Source organism: Microbispora sp. CSR-4 (assembly GCF_008033685.1).
Lineage (GTDB): Bacteria > Actinomycetota > Actinomycetes > Streptosporangiales > Streptosporangiaceae > Microbispora.
On the sequence record NZ_VJVX01000061.1, the window covers coordinates 13,954 to 30,152 of the forward strand.

At 70.9% G+C, this 16,199-nt stretch carries 13 protein-coding genes; 4 read left to right on the forward strand and 9 right to left on the reverse strand.

Going from position 1 to position 16,199, the window contains the following annotated elements; translation table 11 throughout:
- Positions 1-387: 387 nt before the first annotated feature.
- A complete protein-coding gene (gene uvrC / locus FLV34_RS32855; protein WP_147944944.1) occupies positions 388-2,526 on the reverse strand; it encodes an excinuclease ABC subunit UvrC in 2,139 nt (712 codons plus the stop codon).
- A gap of 166 nt (positions 2,527-2,692) precedes the next feature.
- On the reverse strand, positions 2,693-3,841 hold the full coding sequence (locus FLV34_RS32860) for an NAD(P)/FAD-dependent oxidoreductase (RefSeq protein WP_147944945.1): 1,149 nt from the start codon (positions 3,839-3,841) through the stop codon (positions 2,693-2,695).
- 53 nt (positions 3,842-3,894) lie between these two features.
- Here FLV34_RS32860 and FLV34_RS32865 point away from each other — a divergent pair, with 53 nt between their 5' ends.
- Positions 3,895-4,608, forward strand: coding sequence for a TetR/AcrR family transcriptional regulator (locus FLV34_RS32865; RefSeq protein WP_142651807.1), 714 nt, complete (start codon positions 3,895-3,897; stop codon positions 4,606-4,608).
- A 249-nt stretch (positions 4,609-4,857) separates the two neighbouring features.
- On the opposite strand, the gene FLV34_RS32870 is transcribed toward FLV34_RS32865, so the two are convergent.
- Entirely contained in the window at positions 4,858-5,295 is a 438-nt protein-coding gene (locus FLV34_RS32870; RefSeq protein WP_142651806.1) for a Rieske (2Fe-2S) protein, read from the reverse strand.
- A gap of 165 nt (positions 5,296-5,460) precedes the next feature.
- Positions 5,461-8,301 carry an excinuclease ABC subunit UvrA gene (gene uvrA, locus FLV34_RS32875; protein ID WP_142651805.1) on the reverse strand — a complete coding sequence of 947 codons (2,841 nt, stop codon included), beginning with the start codon at positions 8,299-8,301 and terminating at the stop codon, positions 5,461-5,463.
- Positions 8,302-8,573: 272 nt separating this feature from the next.
- On the opposite strand from uvrA, the gene FLV34_RS32880 reads away from it, so the two are divergent.
- The 3 genes from FLV34_RS32880 (at position 8,574) to menC (ending at position 11,562) form a co-directional block, all read left to right on the forward strand.
- On the forward strand, positions 8,574-9,488 hold the full coding sequence (locus FLV34_RS32880) for a maleylpyruvate isomerase family mycothiol-dependent enzyme (protein ID WP_147944946.1): 915 nt from the start codon (positions 8,574-8,576) through the stop codon (positions 9,486-9,488).
- A 12-nt stretch (positions 9,489-9,500) separates the two neighbouring features.
- Positions 9,501-10,145, forward strand: coding sequence for an MBL fold metallo-hydrolase (locus FLV34_RS32885; RefSeq protein WP_142651803.1), 645 nt, complete (start codon positions 9,501-9,503; stop codon positions 10,143-10,145).
- A 316-nt stretch (positions 10,146-10,461) separates the two neighbouring features.
- Complete coding sequence (gene menC / locus FLV34_RS32890) at positions 10,462-11,562, forward strand: o-succinylbenzoate synthase (protein ID WP_142651802.1); 1,101 nt, start codon at positions 10,462-10,464, stop codon at positions 11,560-11,562.
- A 131-nt stretch (positions 11,563-11,693) separates the two neighbouring features.
- Here menC and FLV34_RS32895 read toward each other — a convergent pair whose 3' ends face one another.
- From FLV34_RS32895 to FLV34_RS32915, 5 genes are all read right to left on the reverse strand, one after another.
- Positions 11,694-11,990 carry a hypothetical protein gene (locus FLV34_RS32895; protein ID WP_142621711.1) on the reverse strand — a complete coding sequence of 99 codons (297 nt, stop codon included), beginning with the start codon at positions 11,988-11,990 and terminating at the stop codon, positions 11,694-11,696.
- A 101-nt stretch (positions 11,991-12,091) separates the two neighbouring features.
- Complete coding sequence (pssA, locus tag FLV34_RS32900) at positions 12,092-12,931, reverse strand: CDP-diacylglycerol--serine O-phosphatidyltransferase (protein WP_142651801.1); 840 nt, start codon at positions 12,929-12,931, stop codon at positions 12,092-12,094.
- Positions 12,918-13,577, reverse strand: coding sequence for a phosphatidylserine decarboxylase (locus tag FLV34_RS32905; RefSeq protein WP_142651824.1), 660 nt, complete (start codon positions 13,575-13,577; stop codon positions 12,918-12,920). Before FLV34_RS32905 ends, pssA begins: the two co-directional genes overlap by 14 nt.
- Positions 13,578-13,715: 138 nt before the next feature.
- Positions 13,716-14,723, reverse strand: a complete 1,008-nt coding sequence (locus FLV34_RS32910; RefSeq protein WP_205831140.1) for a TerC/Alx family metal homeostasis membrane protein — start codon at positions 14,721-14,723, stop codon at positions 13,716-13,718.
- A gap of 357 nt (positions 14,724-15,080) precedes the next feature.
- Positions 15,081-16,193, reverse strand: a complete 1,113-nt coding sequence (locus FLV34_RS32915; protein ID WP_142651800.1) for a glycosyltransferase family 4 protein — start codon at positions 16,191-16,193, stop codon at positions 15,081-15,083.
- Positions 16,194-16,199: the final 6 nt, after the last annotated feature.

The following is a 16,199-nucleotide window of genomic DNA, read 5'->3' on the forward strand; positions in this document are numbered from 1 at the left end:
CAGCCCGCCCAACGTCAGCCCCGTCCGCCGCCCGGCCGGCCCCGTCCGTCGTCCGCCGCCCACGCCGGAATGGCCGGCCCGTACGCCGGGGACCGGGCCCGCTCCCCGGGGGAGGGACCTCTGGTGCCGGAGCATGACACCTCTTCACCTGATCGCGCCACCGCCACGCCGGGCGACTCCGACGCGCCCTGCCTGCCGCATCCCGCCCTCTGCCCGGCCTGGCCCGCTGCGCCCTGCCATCTTCCCGGGCCTGCCGGCCCTGCCGTCTGCCCCGGCCTGGCCCGGCCTGGCCCGGCCTGCCGCGCCTCCTGCATTCCGCCCCGGCTTTCCGCCGTGGCCTTCTGCTCAGGCTTGCGCGGGACACGCCGGGGTGCTCGCGCGAGCACCTCAGGACCCCTGCCCCGCGGGGGACGGGCTCTCACCGCGCAGCGCCGCGACGATGGCCTCGGCGGTCGCACGGCCGATGCCGGGGACCTCGCGAATCTCCTCCGCGCTCGCCTCCCGCAGCCGCTTCACCGAGCCGAAGTGCCGCAACAGTGCCTGACGGCGTGCCGGGCCGAGACCCGGCACGTGGTCGAGCGCGCTCTCCTTGAGCGATTTCGACCTCTTCGTCCGATGGTAGGTGATAGCGAACCTGTGTGCTTCGTCACGGACGCGTTGTAACAGGTAAAGACCCTCGCTGCTGCGCGGAAGGATCACCGGCTGGTCGTCACCGGGCAGCCAGACCTCCTCCAGCCGCTTGGCCAGCCCGCACACGGCGATGTCGTCGATCCCGAGCTCGTCCAGAGCACGCTGGGCCGCCGCCGCCTGCGCGGGGCCGCCGTCCACCACAACGAGGTTGGGCGGGTAGGCGAACTTGCGGGGCCGGCCGGTCTCCGGGTCGATCGGCGTCGCCGCGCCACCGCGCCCGGCCGATCCGTATCCGTTCGCGTCGGGCTCGCCCGCGTCGTCCTCGTCCTCGCCGCCCCCTGCTTCATCGCGCGCTGCCGCGGCGGGCCCTGCTCCATCGCGCGCCGCCGCGGCGGGCCCTGCTCCATCGCGCACCGCGCCATTCGCGGCCACGCCGTTCACCGCCGCGCCGGGCCGTGCCACGTCGCGCCCTGCCTCGTCGTCCGTCTCGGCGTCCAGCTCGCCGGTCGCCGCCCGCTCCTCCAGGTAGCGCTTGAAGCGCCGGCAGATGACCTCGTAGATCGAGGCCACATCGCCTTCCGTGCTCCTGATGGAGAAGCGGCGGTATTCGCTCTTGCGGGCCAGGCCGTCCTCGAAGACCACCATCGAGGCCACGACGTTCTCGCCCTGGATGTGCGACACGTCGTAACACTCGATGCGCAGCGGCGCCTGGTCGAGGTCGAGGGCGTCGGCGATCTCCTGCAGGGCCCGGCTGCGCGTGGTCAGGTCGCTCGCGCGGCGCAGCTTGTGCTGGGCGAGTGACTCCTTGGCGTTGCGCTCCACCGTCTCCATGAGGCTCTTCTTGTCGCCGCGCTGGGGAACTCGCAGGTCGACGCGGGAGCCCCGCTGCTCGCTCAGCAGCTCGATCAGCGCGGCCTCGTCCGGGGGCCGCGCGGGCACGAGGATCTCGCGGGGAATCGTCGCCTCGCCGTACATCTGCAGCAGGAACTGCTCCACCAGCTCGCCGGGGGTGGCCTCCTCGACCTTGTCGACCACCCAGCCGCGCTGCCCGCGGATCCGGCCGCCACGCACGTAGAAGACCTGGACCGCCGCCTCAAGCGGGTCCTCGGCCAGGGCGATCACGTCGCAGTCGGTGTCGTCGCCGAGCACGACGGTCTGCTTCTCCAGGGCCCGTTGCAGCGCCTGGATGTCGTCGCGCAGCCGCGCGGCCCGCTCGTACTCCTCCACGGCCGCCGCCTCGCGCATCTCGCGCTCCAGCCGCTTGATGAAGCGGCCGGTGTTGCCGGCCATGAAGTCGCAGAAGTCCTCGGCGAGGGCCCGATGCTCCTCGGGGGTGACCCGGCCGACGCAGGGCGCGGAGCACTTGTCGATGTATCCCAGCAGGCAGGGTCGCCCGATCTGCCCCGCCCGCTTGAAGACTCCCGCCGAGCAGGTCCGTACGGGGAAGACGCGCAGCAGCAGGTCGACGGTCTCCCGGATGGCCCAGGCGTGCGAGTAGGGCCCGAAATATCGGGCGCCCTTCCGCTTGGCCCCGCGCATCACCTGCACCCGGGGGAAGTCCTCCCCCATCGTCACGGCCAGGTACGGGTACGACTTGTCGTCGCGATACTTGACGTTGAACCGGGGGTCGAACTCCTTGATCCAGGAGTATTCGAGCTGGAGCGCCTCGACCTCGGTGCCGACCACCGTCCAGTCCACGGACGCCGCGGTCGTCAGCATGGTCTGCGTCCGCGGGTGCAGGCCGGCGAAGTCCGCGAAGTAGGAGTTGAGCCGTTGCCGCAGGCTCTTCGCCTTGCCTACGTAGATCACCCGGCCGCCCGGGTCGCGGAAGCGATAGACGCCTGGCGACTCAGGGATCGATCCGGGCGCCGGTCGATAAGTTGCCGGATCCGCCACACCCAAAGACTACTGGTCCACGCCGACAATCCCGCCGTCCCCGGCGGAGCCGGGCCACGGCCTTTACGCCGTAGATCACGGATGTCACGTCAGCCGGCTCCGGCTGCGGGGCACCTGTGCAGCCGTGCGCGGTGCCGGCGCGCCTCCGCCCGCGATCGACCGGCGGTCAGGACGCGTTGACCTCGTCGAAGAGGGCGATGGCGTCGGCAGGATCCGGGCTCACGAGGCGTTCCAGACCGGCCGTCGCGAACTTCGCCCACCTGCCGGCCCGCGCCCACATCTGCTCCTCGAAGGCGCGCACGACCCTGTCGAGATCGTCGTGGCCGGAGGCGGTGGCGACGGCCTCGGCGAGTTCGGCGCCCTCCAGCATCGCGAGGTTCGCGCCCACACCCAGCGGGGGCATCAGATGGGCGGCATCGCCCAGCAGCGTCACCCCGCGGACGTGGGCCCAGGTGTGCCCCACGGGCAGGACGTACAGAGGTCGGTGGACGAACGCGGTGCCGTGACGGAGAAGGTCGAGGACGGGAGCGGACCAGCCGTCGAACAGCGCCAGCACGCGCGAACGCAGGGTCTCGGCGCCGGCCTGGTCCGGCCCCGCGTCCGGGTTCGCGTCCGGGTTCGCGTGCCAGTCCAGCGGCGCACGGAACTGGGCGTACACCTTGACGTGGCCGCCGCTGTTGCGCTGGGCGACGACGCCGCGGTTCACGCCGTACACGGCGACCGAACCGTCGCCGATCAGCCGCGCGAGGCCGGGGTGGCGGACGTCGACGTCGTCGATCGAGGTCTCGACGGTGGTGACGCCGGTGTAATGCGGCGTCACGGACGAGACCGCCGGGCGGACCCGAGACCAGGCGCCGTCCGCGCCGGCCACGAGGTCGAACGTCTCCTGCCGCCCGTCCGCGAAACGGACCAGCACGCCGTCCGGGGTGCCCGGCACCACCTCCGTCACGCCCCGTCCCCACTGGACGTCCAGGGAACCGAGCAGCAGGTCGCGGAGCCGCCCGCGGTCGATCTCGGGATTGGCGTCGTCATCCGGATTGTGCGGCCAGTCACGCAGGACGGTCCCGTCCGTGTCCAGGATGCGCATGGCCTGCCCCTCGGGACGGGACAGCGCCTGGAACTCCTCCAGCAGTCCCGCCTTGCTCATCGCGAGCTGGCCGAGATTTCTGTGCAGGTCGAGCGTGCCGCCCTGGGGGCGGGCGTCGGGGGCGGGATCGCGTTCGAAGACGGTGACGGGGTGATCATGACGGTGCAGGACGCGGGCGAAGGTGAGGCCGGCGGGACCGGCGCCGATAACGGCGATACGTTGTCTCATGTCGATACACTGTATTTTGACGAGACGGCGTATCGCAACAGTACGATGTACGCATGACTGTGTGGGACCGGCCGGAGCCGCCGACTCGGCCCGCGCCGCTCGACCGGGGGCGGATCGTCGCCGCCGCCATCGCGCTGGCCGACGAGGGCGGGCTGGAGGCAGTGTCGTTGCGCAAGGTCGCCGCCCGGCTGGACGTCGGCCCGATGCGGCTGTACGGATACATCTCCACCAAGGAGGAGCTGTTCGACCTCATGGTGGACGAGGTGTACGCCGAGATCCTCCCCGGGGAGCGGCCCGGCGACTGGCGGGAGGCGCTGCACGGCCTCGCCCACCGCACCCGTCAGGCCGGCCTCCGTCACGAATGGCTGGCCGACCTGCTCGGCGGGCGCCCGTCCCTGGGCCCGAACGCCCTCGCGGTGACCGAGGCCACGCTGGCCGCCTTCGACGGCCTCACCGACCTCGACACCGTCATACGCGCCGTGGAAGTCGTCAACGCCTACGTCATCGGCGCGATCAGGCGCGAGATCGCGAACCTGCGGGCCGAGCGCGCCACGGGCCTGTCCGACCGGGAGTGGCAGCACGCCTCCGGCCCGCACGTGACGCGGATGCTGGCCACGGGCCGCTTCCCGGCGCTGACCAAGTTCGTGCACGACGGCACGGAGGTGGAGCCCGAGGCGTCCTTCGCGACCGGCCTCGACTGGGTTCTCGACGCCGTGGCCGCCAAACTCACCCGACCGGTCGGCGAGCCGTTCACAATCGCCCCCTGACGCCTTGCATGACGTGCCGCCCGCCATCGCACCGGCTTCCGCGCGATGACGGGCGGCGGTGTCCCTTGGCACCCTCAGACGAGTGAGTGCTCTCGCCGTCGGCCGCGAGGCACGAGGCCGACCAGTCGGTCCCGACATCGGGCCCGAACGGCAGGCCCGGACATCGAGCCCGGACATCGAGCCCGGACATCGAGCGTGAGCACCGAGCCCAGACAGGCGAACCCGGACGAGCGGGTCCGGCAGCCCTTGTCAGGCGAGGGTGATGCTGTCGCCGCTCACCGTGATCTTCCGCTCGGCGAGCGGCCTGGCCGCCGGGCCGTTCGTCACGGAGCCGTCCTTGGCGCTGAACCTGCTGCCGTGGCACGGGCAGACGATCTCGTTGTTCGAGACGCTGGCGACCGGGCAGCCCTGATGGGTGCAGGTCGCGCTGAACGCCTTGAACTCGCCGGCCGCAGGCTGCGTGACCACGACGTCCTGGTCCTTGAAGACCTTGCCGCCCCCCTCGGGGATGTCGGAGGTCTTCGCGAGCTCGCCCCCGCCCTGCGCCGCCTGGTCCTGGCCGTCCTGCGCACCGCCCTGGTCCGCCGACGCCGTCGTGTCACCGGAGGCGCCGCACGCGCTCAGCGCCACGGCCAGCCCGGCGCCTCCGGCACCGAAGATCACGGCCCGGCGTGTCGTATCCGTCATGCTCATCCTTCCCTGATGCGGCGGCCCGGGACGCACACGGCCCCGGGTCCTTCCCCTGTGCGACGCGTCACCCTGTGTGTCCTCAGGTACGGCCATCACCCCGTGGCCGGTTCAGAGTGACGCGGTCGAAAGGAGAAGAGTAGGGAGAAATAATGAGACGAATACTCATACGCCCAAGATCTTGCGCAGGAACGCGCCGGTGTGGCTCTCCTCGACCCGGGCGACGTCCTCGGGCGTGCCTGCGGCGATGACCCTGCCACCGCCCGACCCGCCCTCGGGTCCCATGTCGATGATCCAGTCGGCGGTCTTGATGACGTCGAGGTTGTGCTCGATGACGATCACGGTGTTGCCGGCGTCCACGAGGCGGTTGAGCACGCCGAGCAGCCGCCTGATGTCCTCGAAGTGCAGGCCGGTGGTGGGCTCGTCCAGCACGTAGACCGTGCGGCCGGTCGAGCGCCGCTGCAGCTCGGAGGCGAGCTTCACCCGCTGCGCCTCGCCGCCGGACAGCGTGGTCGCGGGCTGGCCCAGCCGTACGTAACCGAGACCGACGTCGTTGAGCGTCTGCAGGTGACGGCGGATGGCGGGGATCGCCTCGAAGAACTCCAGCGCCTCCTCGATCGGCATGTCGAGGACCTCGGAGATCGTCTTGCCCTTGTAGTGGACCTCAAGCGTCTCCCGGTTGTACCGGGCGCCGTGACAGACCTCACAGGGGACGTAGACGTCCGGCAGGAAGTTCATCTCGATCTTGATGGTGCCGTCGCCGGCGCACGCCTCGCAGCGCCCGCCCTTGACGTTGAAGCTGAACCGGCCCTGCAGATAACCACGGACCTTCGCCTCGGTCGTGGCCGCGAACAGCTTGCGCACGTGGTCGAACACTCCGGTGTACGTCGCCGGGTTGGACCTCGGCGTACGGCCGATCGGCGACTGGTCGACGTGGACGACCTTGTCGACCAGGTCGGTGCCGACGACCCGGGAGTGCCGTCCGGGCACGGTCTTCGCGCCGTTCAGCTCCTTGGCCAGCGCGGCGTACAGGATGTCGTTGACCAGCGTGGACTTGCCGGACCCCGAGACGCCGGTGACCGCGGTGAAGACGCCGAGCGGGAACTCGACGTCCACGCCCTTCAGATTGTGCTCACGGGCGCCCTTCACGACGAGCTGCCGCTTCTTATCCCGCGGACGCCGGATCTCCGGCACGGTGATCGCCTTGCGGCCCGACAGGTAGGCGCCGGTCAGCGACTCCTCGCTGGCGAGCAGGTCCTGCACGGTGCCGGACACGACGACCTGGCCGCCGTGCTCGCCCGCGCCGGGGCCGATGTCGACAACCCAGTCGGCGGCGGCGATCGTGTCCTCGTCGTGCTCGACCACGATCAGCGTGTTGCCCATGTCGCGCAGCCGGATCAGCGTCTCCAGCAGGCGCTGGTTGTCCCGCTGGTGCAGGCCGATGGACGGCTCGTCGAGCACGTACAGCACGCCGACCAGGCCGGAGCCGATCTGGGTGGCCAGCCGGATCCGCTGCGCCTCGCCGCCCGCCAGCGTGCCGGCGGCCCGGTCGAGCGTGAGGTAGTCGAGGCCGACGTCGAGCAGGAAGCCCAGCCGTGCGTTGATCTCCTTGACCACCCGCTCGGCGATCTGCATGTCCCGCTCCGACAGCCGCAGGCCGGACAGGAACTTCGAGCAGTCGGCGATCGACATGCCCGAGACCTCGGCGATCGAGGCGTCCCCCACGGTCACGGCCAGCGAGACCGGCTTGAGGCGGCGGCCCTTGCACGCCGGGCAGGGCACCTCGCGCATGAAGCCCTCGAACCGCTCCCGGCTGGCGTCGCTCTCCGACTCGGCGTGCCGGCGCTGGACCCAGGGGATCACGCCCTCGAAATCGGTGTAGTAGGACCGCTGCCTGCCATAACGGTTGCTGTAGCGGATGTGGACCTGCTCGTCGTGGCCGTGCAGGATCGCCTTCTGCGCCTTCTTCGACAGCCGCTCCCACGGGGTGTCGAGGTCGAAGCCGAGCGCGTTGCCCAGCGCCTCCAGCAGCCGCACGAAGTAGTCGCTCGTGTGGCCGTTCGCCCACGGGCTGATCGCGCCGTCGCCGAGCGTGCGCTCGGGATCGGGCACGAGGAGGTCGGGATCGACCTCCATGCGCGTGCCGAGGCCGGTGCACTCGGGGCAGGCGCCGAAGGGCGAGTTGAACGAGAACGACCGGGGCTCCAGCTCCTCGAACGACAGGTCGTCGTACGGGCAGTAGAGGTGCTCGGAGTAGAAGCGCTCACGGTTGGGGTCGTCGTCGGGAAGGTCGACGAAGTCGAGCGTGATCGTGCCGCCGGACAGCTGCAGCGCGGTCTCCACCGAGTCGGTGAGCCTGCGCCGCGCGCTCTCCTTGACCGACAGCCGGTCGACGATCACTTCGATGTCGTGCTTCTCGTACTTCTTGAGGGTGGGCGGCTCCTCCAGGCGCACGATCGTGCCGTCCACGCGGGCACGGGCGTAGCCCTTGGTCTGCAGCTCGCGGAACAGCTCGGCGTACTCGCCCTTGCGGCCGCGGATGATCGGGGCGAGGACCTGGAAGCGGGTGCCCTCCTCCAGTTCGAGCACACGGTCGACGATCTGCTGCGGCGTCTGCCGGGCGATCGGGCGCCCGCACTGCGGGCAGTGGGGCTTGCCGATGCGCGCCCAGAGCAGCCGCAGGTAGTCGTAGACCTCGGTGATCGTGCCGACGGTCGAGCGAGGGTTGCGGCTGGTGGACTTCTGGTCGATGGAGACGGCCGGGGAAAGGCCCTCGATGAAGTCCACGTCGGGCTTGTCCATCTGACCCAGGAACTGCCGGGCGTACGCGGACAGGGACTCCACGTACCGGCGCTGTCCCTCGGCGAAGATCGTGTCGAAGGCCAGGCTGGACTTGCCGGAGCCCGAAAGCCCCGTGAAGACGATCAGAGCGTCTCGCGGGAGGTCGAGCGAGACGTCCTTGAGGTTGTGTTCGCGTGCGCCACGCACGATCAGGCGGTCAGCCACGGTGGTCCCGATAGGTCGATGAGGTGAATGGAGGTGCACGGGCAGGCTATCCAGAGCCACCGACAATTTCGGGGGGCATCGTCCGGCGGCCGGAGGGGGCGGCCCCGCGTGCTTCCGTGGGACACGCTCCGCGAACCAGGGTATGAGCTTCGTCAAACCCGCGCCCGGCATCCGCGCGAAACCCCTGCTCATACAACCGCCCGCCGCGCCGTCCTCTTCCCCTGCGGTCATGGGCACGGCGGACCGGGACTCCAGGGTCCATGATTCTTCTCATGTCCGTCATCCACGAGATCGAGCGGGAGCTGGCCGAGGCGACCGAGCGCCTGCTGGCGACCGCCGCCCGCCTCACCGACGAGGATCTCCGTGCGCCGTCCCTGCTGCCCGGCTGGACGAGGGGACACGTGCTCACCCACGTCGCCCGCAACGCCGACGGCTGCGTCAACCTGCTGACCTGGGCACGGACGGGGGTGCGCACCCCCCAGTACGCCTCGCTGCGGGCCCGCGAGGCCGGCATCGCGGCAGGCGCCGGCCGCCCGGCCGCCGAGCAGCTCGCCGACCTGCGCGACAGCGCGGAGCGGTTCGCCACGGCGGTCGCGCGGATGCCCGCCGAGGCGTGGACCACGCCGGGCTCGGGGATGTTCCCGCCCGACCACCCCGCCTGGTACGTCCCGATCCGCCGGCTCAGGGAGATCGAGGTGCACCACGCCGACCTCGGGGCAGGCTACGGATGGGCCGACTGGCCCGAGACGTTCGTGAGACGAGAGCTGTACGACACGATGCTCTGGCTCGGCGACGAGAGCCCGGTGAGCGAAGTGGTCGCCCTCGCCCCGGGCACCGGTGAGGTGTTGAGGACGTGGACCGGCCTCGGCGACGGCCCGGCCGTGGAGGGCACCCCGCGCGAGCTGCTCGCCTGGCTCGCGGGCAGGACCGACGGCACGGGCCTGCGACTCGCCCCGCCGCGGCGCCCCACCCGGCCCGATGACGCCGATGCGCGCCTTCCGCTCGACGCAGCCGATGCACGCCTCCGGCACGACACCTCCAACGCGCGCCTCCGGCACGACGCCTCGAACGCGCGCCTCCGGCACGACCCCGCGGGGAAACCGCCGTCCCCGCCTCGCTGGCCGAAGCCGTCCCCGGCGGGACTGCCCGCCGAACCACCGTCGTCCTGGCCGCCCGCCGGGAACTAGAGAGGAACGATCATGACCTATACCGGAAACGTCACCAAAGGCGGACCCGCCGACGTACGCGAGGTGCCCGGGCTGACGATCTCGAAGATCGAGGTCGGCGACTTCGGCAACAACGCCTACCTGCTCCGGTGCACCGAGACCGGCGACGGGCTGCTGATCGACGCGGCGGCCGAGCCCGACCGGCTGCTCGAGCTGATCGGCGACATGCCGATCAGCTCGATCGTGACCACCCATCGGCACCCCGACCACTGGGGAGCCCTGAAGGAGGTCGCCCGCGCCACCGGCGCGCAGACGATCGCCCACCCTCTCGACGCCCCCGAACTGCCGGTGAAGGTCACCAGGGAGGTCGAGCACGGCGACCGGGTGACGGTCGGCGTGGTGACGCTGGACGTCATCCACCTGCGCGGCCACACCCCCGGCTCGATCGCGCTGCTCTACCAGGACCGCCACCTGTTCACCGGCGACTCCCTGTTCCCCGGCGGCGTCGGCAACACGCAGAAGGACCCGGCGCGGTTCGAGCAGCTGTTCACGGACGTCGTGGAACGGATCTTCGACCGCCTCCCCGACGAGACCTGGGTCTACCCCGGCCACGGCAGGGACACCACGCTCGGCGCGGAGCGGCCGCACCTGCCCGAGTGGAAGGCCCGCGGCTGGTGACGTACGCCTGACGCGCACCCGGACGGCCGGTGTCCCAGCGCGGGGGCGCCGGCTCGTCCCAGCACAGCGCCGCCCGAGCGCCTCGTATGTAAGCAGACCCGTACACGAGCAGACCAGTACGCGAACAGACCCGGCACTTGAGCGGATCAGGGCGGCCGGGGAGACGGAGCCGGGAAACGGAGACCACCCCGGCCGCGATCCTGCCGCCGGTCGTGCCGATGGGTGCTCCCGCCCGGCCGGTGATCTCAGAACCGTATGAGGGCGTCCGTATAGTGGTCGGCGCACACCGTCCCACCCCCTGGAGCCCGAGCACCTCATGGAGATCACTGGAATCGAACTGCGCCGGATCGCGATGCCGCTCGTCGCGCCGTTCCGGACGTCGTTCGGCACCGAGACCAGCCGCGACGTCCTGCTGGTGCGGGTGGTGACGCCGGAGGCCGAGGGCTGGGGCGAGTGCGTGGCGATGTCCGAGCCGCTGTACTCCTCGGAGTACGTGGACGCGGCGGCCGACGTGCTGCGGCGTTTCCTGATCCCCGCGCTGCCCCGCGAGCTGGACCCCCAGGCCGTCGGTCCCGCGCTCGCGCCGTTCAAGGGCCACCGCATGGCCAAGGCGGCGCTGGAGGCCGCGGTGCTCGACGCGTCGCTCCGGATCACCGGCGAGTCGTTCGCCCGCTACCTGGGCGCCACCCGCGACCGCGTCCCCTGCGGCGTCTCCGTCGGCATCATGGGGTCGGTGGCCGAGCTGCTCGACACCGTCGAGGCGTACGTCGAAGAGGGATACGTACGGATCAAGCTGAAGATCGGTCCGGGCTGGGACGTGGCGCCGGTCCGCGCGGTGCGGGAGCGGTTCGGGGAGGAGTTGCTGCTCCAGGTGGACGCCAACGCGGCCTACACGCTCGCGGACGCCCGGCATCTGGCCCGGTTGGACGACTTCGACCTCCTGCTGATCGAGCAGCCGCTGGCCGACGACGACCTCGTGCAGCACGCGCGGCTCGCGCAGTCGATCCGCACCCCGATCTGCCTGGACGAGTCCATCGAGTCGGCCGCCCACGCCGCGGCGGCCATCAGCCTCGGCTCGTGCTCGGTGGTCAACATCAAGCCGGGGCGGGTCGGCGGTTATCTGGAGGCCCGGCGCATCCACGACCTGTGCCGCGCCCACGGCGTCGCGGTCTGGTGCGGCGGCATGCTGGAGACCGGGATCGGCCGGGCGGCCAACGTCGCGCTGGCCGCGCTGCCCGGCTTCACGCTGCCGGGCGACACCTCCGCCTCGCGGCGCTACTTCCACACGGACGTGACCGCGCCGTTCGAGCTGAACGGCGGGCATCTCGACGTGCCGGACGGCCCGGGGCTGGGCGTGGACCCGATTCCGGACGTCCTGGACGAGGTCACCACGGCGACGGAGTGGATCCGGCTGTGACGCTCCGAACCGGCCAGGCGGCGCCGGGGACACGGTAGACCGGCCGATGCCGAGGGCGGGGGCGGCCCGTCCGGCGTGGCCAAGGGCAGGACGCGACGCGTCCGGCGTCGCCGAAGGCAGGGCGCGACCCGTCAGGCGTCGCCGAGTGCAGGATGCGGCCGGGGCTCGCCGGTGGTGAAGACCTTCACGATGCGGTCGGCGGCGAGAGCGGGCTCTTCCGCGCTCTCCACCACGTCGCCCCAGGACCAGCGGTAGAACCAGCCCTCGGACATCGCGACGCAGTCCACCGTCTCGGTGAACAGCGCCGCGTCCGGGTCGCGGACCTTGAGCGACGGCGGGTCGGGGCGCAGGGACGCCTCAAGCCCGCGCAGCTCGAGCTCCCGGGCCAGTTTGCCGAGGAAGTACGTCCGGGTGTGCTCACGAGGCATGGCGACCAGGGCTCCATCTGGACTAGGCGTTTTCTCCACGTGATGGCCCGGGCCCGAAATGGAGGGCCCCAGCCGACCGGGGCCCTGTCCGTGCGACGACGTCAGCCCGCGTTCTCCGAGCGTCGTTCCCTGCGCTGCTGCTGTTTGAACATGAGAACGCGAAGCGGAATGGCGGACACGATCGCGATCTGCATGGTCGCGCCTACCTTGATGAGGTGGTCGCCGCCCGCGAGACCGGCCGCCCAGATCGTCAGGCAGGCCACGTTGATCAGCATCCAGGCCAGCACGACGACGGCCAGATTGCCCTTCGGCTTGGGGTACTCGATGCGGCTGACCATGAGCCAGGCCACGCCGAAGATGGCGGCGAGCGTGACGTAGTTCGGCTGGAAGAGCAGCACGATCGACACCACGGTCATCGCGCCCATCGGGATCGGCAGGCCCATGAAGTCGCCGCTCTTCGTCTTCACGCAGGCGAAGCGGGCCAGCCGTACGACGCCGGCGAGCAGCACGGACCCGGCCGCGCACAGCACCAGCCACAGCGGCAGCTTTCCGGAGAAGCCGGCCCAGATCATCACCATGAAGGCGGGCGCGAAGCCGAAGCTGATCACGTCGGCGAGGTTGTCCAGCTCGGCGCCCATCGCGGACGCACGGAACCTCCTGGCCACCAGGCCGTCGAACAGGTCACAGGTCGCGCCGATCAACAGCAGCACCACGGCCATGCCGAAGAAGCGCGGGTCGGGAACGAACTTGACACCGGCCTGCAGGTTGCTGATCGCCGACCAGGCGAGCACGCAGACGGCGAGGAATCCGCTCAGGGCGTTGCCGAGCGAGAGGGAGTCGGCGGCCGACAGGCGGAAGGCCTTGCCAACGGGCCCGCGCGGCTCCTCATCCACCTCCTCGACCGGCCAGGAGGCCTCGGCTCCGAGGTCAGACGTGGTCAAGGCGCGTCACCCCCGCGACGGTCCGGGTGCCGACGGTGACCGCCGGCCTGATGCCCTCGGGCAGGTAGAGGTCCACCCGGGAGCCGAAACGGATCAGCCCGACCCGCTCGCCCTGGGCGACCTTCGCCCCCGCGAACAGGTACGGCACGATGCGGCGCGCGACGGCGCCGGCGATCTGCACCATCTCGATGTCCCCGAGCGCGGTGTCGAAATGCCAGACGACACGCTCGTTCTTGTCGCTGTCCTTGTTGAACGCGGGCACGAAGCCGCCGGGCACATGCTCGACCGAGGTGACGGTGCCGGCGGCGGGCGCGCGGTTGACGTGTACGTTGAGCGGGCTCATGAAGATCGCGACCCGGGTGCGGCCGTCCGGCCACGGGTCGATGCTCTGCACGACGCCGTCAGCGGGCGAGATGAGCCTGCCCTCGCCGAGCGTGCGCTCGGGGTCGCGGAAGAACCACAGCATCCCGCCGGTGAGGGCGGCGAGCGGCGCCGCGGCCAGCGCCCACCGGGGCGACCTGCGGGTGAGAACGGCGGTGACGGCTGCCGCCGCGGCGGTCGGAGCGAGCCACGGGGACACCCCGCGTGCGAGCCTGACCCGGCCACGGGCAGTTCCCGCGGTCCCGGCTTCAGGGCCGTGGGGCAACGATTCGTTGGACACAGATGACCTTTGTACTCTTCTGGCGACTATGGACCGGCATGCGAGCTGGCGATCGATATTACCGATCCGGCAGTCAATGCGTGGCCCAACCAGAACAAGCAAACAGGGTCAGTGCCCGTTTTGCTAGCCCTGCGGGGCTTCCGCCTGAGATGCCTCCGTCTGGGCAGCTTCAGCCTGCGAGGCTTCCGCGATGGCTCTGTCGTCGCGGCGGGCCTTGATGAGACTGGCGACGGTCGTCACGGCCATGGTCACGCCGATGACCGCCAGCGACACCCAAATAGGGATCTGCGGGGCCCACGAGACGTCATTCTCGTGAAGTGCTTCGAGAATCAGCTTAACCCCGATGAAACCGAGAATGAACGCCAAGCCATAGCTGATGTAGACCAGCCGCTGCAACAGTCCGCCGAGCAGGAAGTAGAGCTGACGCAGGCCCATCAGGGCGAACGCGTTCGCGGAGAACACGATGAAGGCCGCCTTCGTGAGCCCGAAGATGGCCGGAATCGAGTCGAGGGCGAACAGCAGGTCCGTGGTGCCGATGGCGATCATCACGATCAGCATGGGCGTGACCATGCGCCTGCCGTCCACCCGCACGGTCACCCGCGAGCCGACGTAATCGGGAGTGGTCGGGAAGACCCGCCGGGCCCAGCGGAGGAGGATGTTCTCGTTGAACTCCTCTTCCTCCTTGTTGTGGTCCCGGACCAGCGTGTACGCCGTGTAGATGAGGAAGGCCCCGAACGCGTACAGCAGCCAGCCGAAGCGGCTCAGCGCGGCGGCGCCGATGGCGATGAAGATCCCGCGCATGACGAGCGCCAGGACGATGCCCACCAGCAACACCTTGTGCTGGTAGATCCGGGGCACCCCGAAGCGGGTCATGATGATGTAGAAGATGAACAGGTTGTCGACGCTGAGGCTGTATTCCGTCAGATAGCCCGCGAAGAACTCGCCACCCGTCCCGGCCCCGGCCCACAGCGTTAACCCGATGCCGAACAAAACGGCCAGGCAGACATAGAAGCCGACCCAGATGCCCGCTTGTCGCATCGAGAACTCACGTGGTTCACCACGATCGACGATCCACAGATCAACGGCGACCACGAGGACAAGACCCACGATGACCAGGGCCCACAACCACAGGGGCGCATGTACCACGACTACCTCCGGCGCGCGCTGAACACACTGCCGGAGGTCTCTCCCGCCCGAACGCGCACGGCGGACCGACGGCCCCGGGTGCTGACACCGTGATGACGAGACCGCCGCGAAGGGATACTCCCCCCCAACCCGTCCAGTATATGGATCAGACTTAGCCTCACCTAATCCTTGCCGGAACCCCTGCGCTCCTCGGCGAGGACAGGCGACGGCTCACTTGCCCTGCAGTCGTGTGTCACCGGCACGAGAGGGTGGTCGCACCCTCCCGCCACTGTGGTCACCGCTCCTGCGCCGGCCCGTAGGCCGCAAGCCTTACTGCGCCGGCCCGTACAGCCGCGAGCCCGGCTACAGCGCCAGCCCGTACGCCGCGAGCACCGCGCGCAGCGCCGCGTCCTCGTCGGGCAGCTCCCGGCCACGCCGTACGGACGCCTCCGCGAGGCGTGCGGCCACGGCGGGATCGCCGAGCAGACGGCCGATCTCCCGGCTCAGCGCGCCGGGGTCCTGCGGCGGCACCAGCAGGGCCGCCTCGCCCACCATCCGGGGCACGCCGCCCACGCGGGTCGCGATGATCGGTTTGCCCGCCTTCAGCGCCTCCTGGACGCTCAGCGGCTGTCCCTCCCACCTGCTGGGCACGATCACCGCCGTCGCGACCTGGAGCAGGTCGGCCGGCTCGGCCCAGCCGTACAGGACCACGGGCAGTTCCTCGGCGTCGACGCGGGCCTGAAGCTCCGCGCGCAGCGGCCCGTCGCCCGCGATCACGAAGACCGGATCCCCCTTGTACGGCCCGGCCGCCGCGTCGAGCAGCGTCTCCAGGCCCTTCTGCTGGGCCAGCCGGGCGACCGTGAGCAGGATCGGCCGCTCCCCCACGGCCTGCGGCGCGTCCGCGGCGCCGGGCAGCCGGGCGGCGATCTCGGCACGCACGTCCTCGGCCGGGCGGGCGGGTTCGGCGAGCGGCGGCGCGGGCACCACCGCGAGGTCCACTCCCCGGGCGCCCCTGGCCCGCATGCGCTCCGCGACGTCCGGCGAGATCGCCAGGACGCGGTCCGCACGCCGGGCGACGATCCGTTCCAGCAGCCGGTAGACCGCGCCGATCGCGCCGCCCGCCGTGACCGCGTTGTGCAGGGTGACCACGAGGCGCGGCCATCCCCGCGCCCCGGCGAGGGCGAGCGCGGCAAGCGCGCCGGCCCGCAGGCCGTGGGCGTGGACGACGTCCGCGCCGCGGGCGAGCCCGCGCAGGCGCAGGGCGGTCCGCAGGTCGTGCGCGGGGTGCGGCCTGTCGGCGATGTCGACTTCGGCGAAGCCCGCGCCTGTGGTGGTGAAGGAGAACGCCTCCTGGGTGCTGCCGGGGCCCGCGACCAGCACCCGGTGCCCCCGCGTGACGAGCCCGCCGGCGAGCATCCGCACGTGCCGGGCCACGCCGCCCACGCTCGATCCCAGCACGAGAACTACGCGACTCATGCCCTC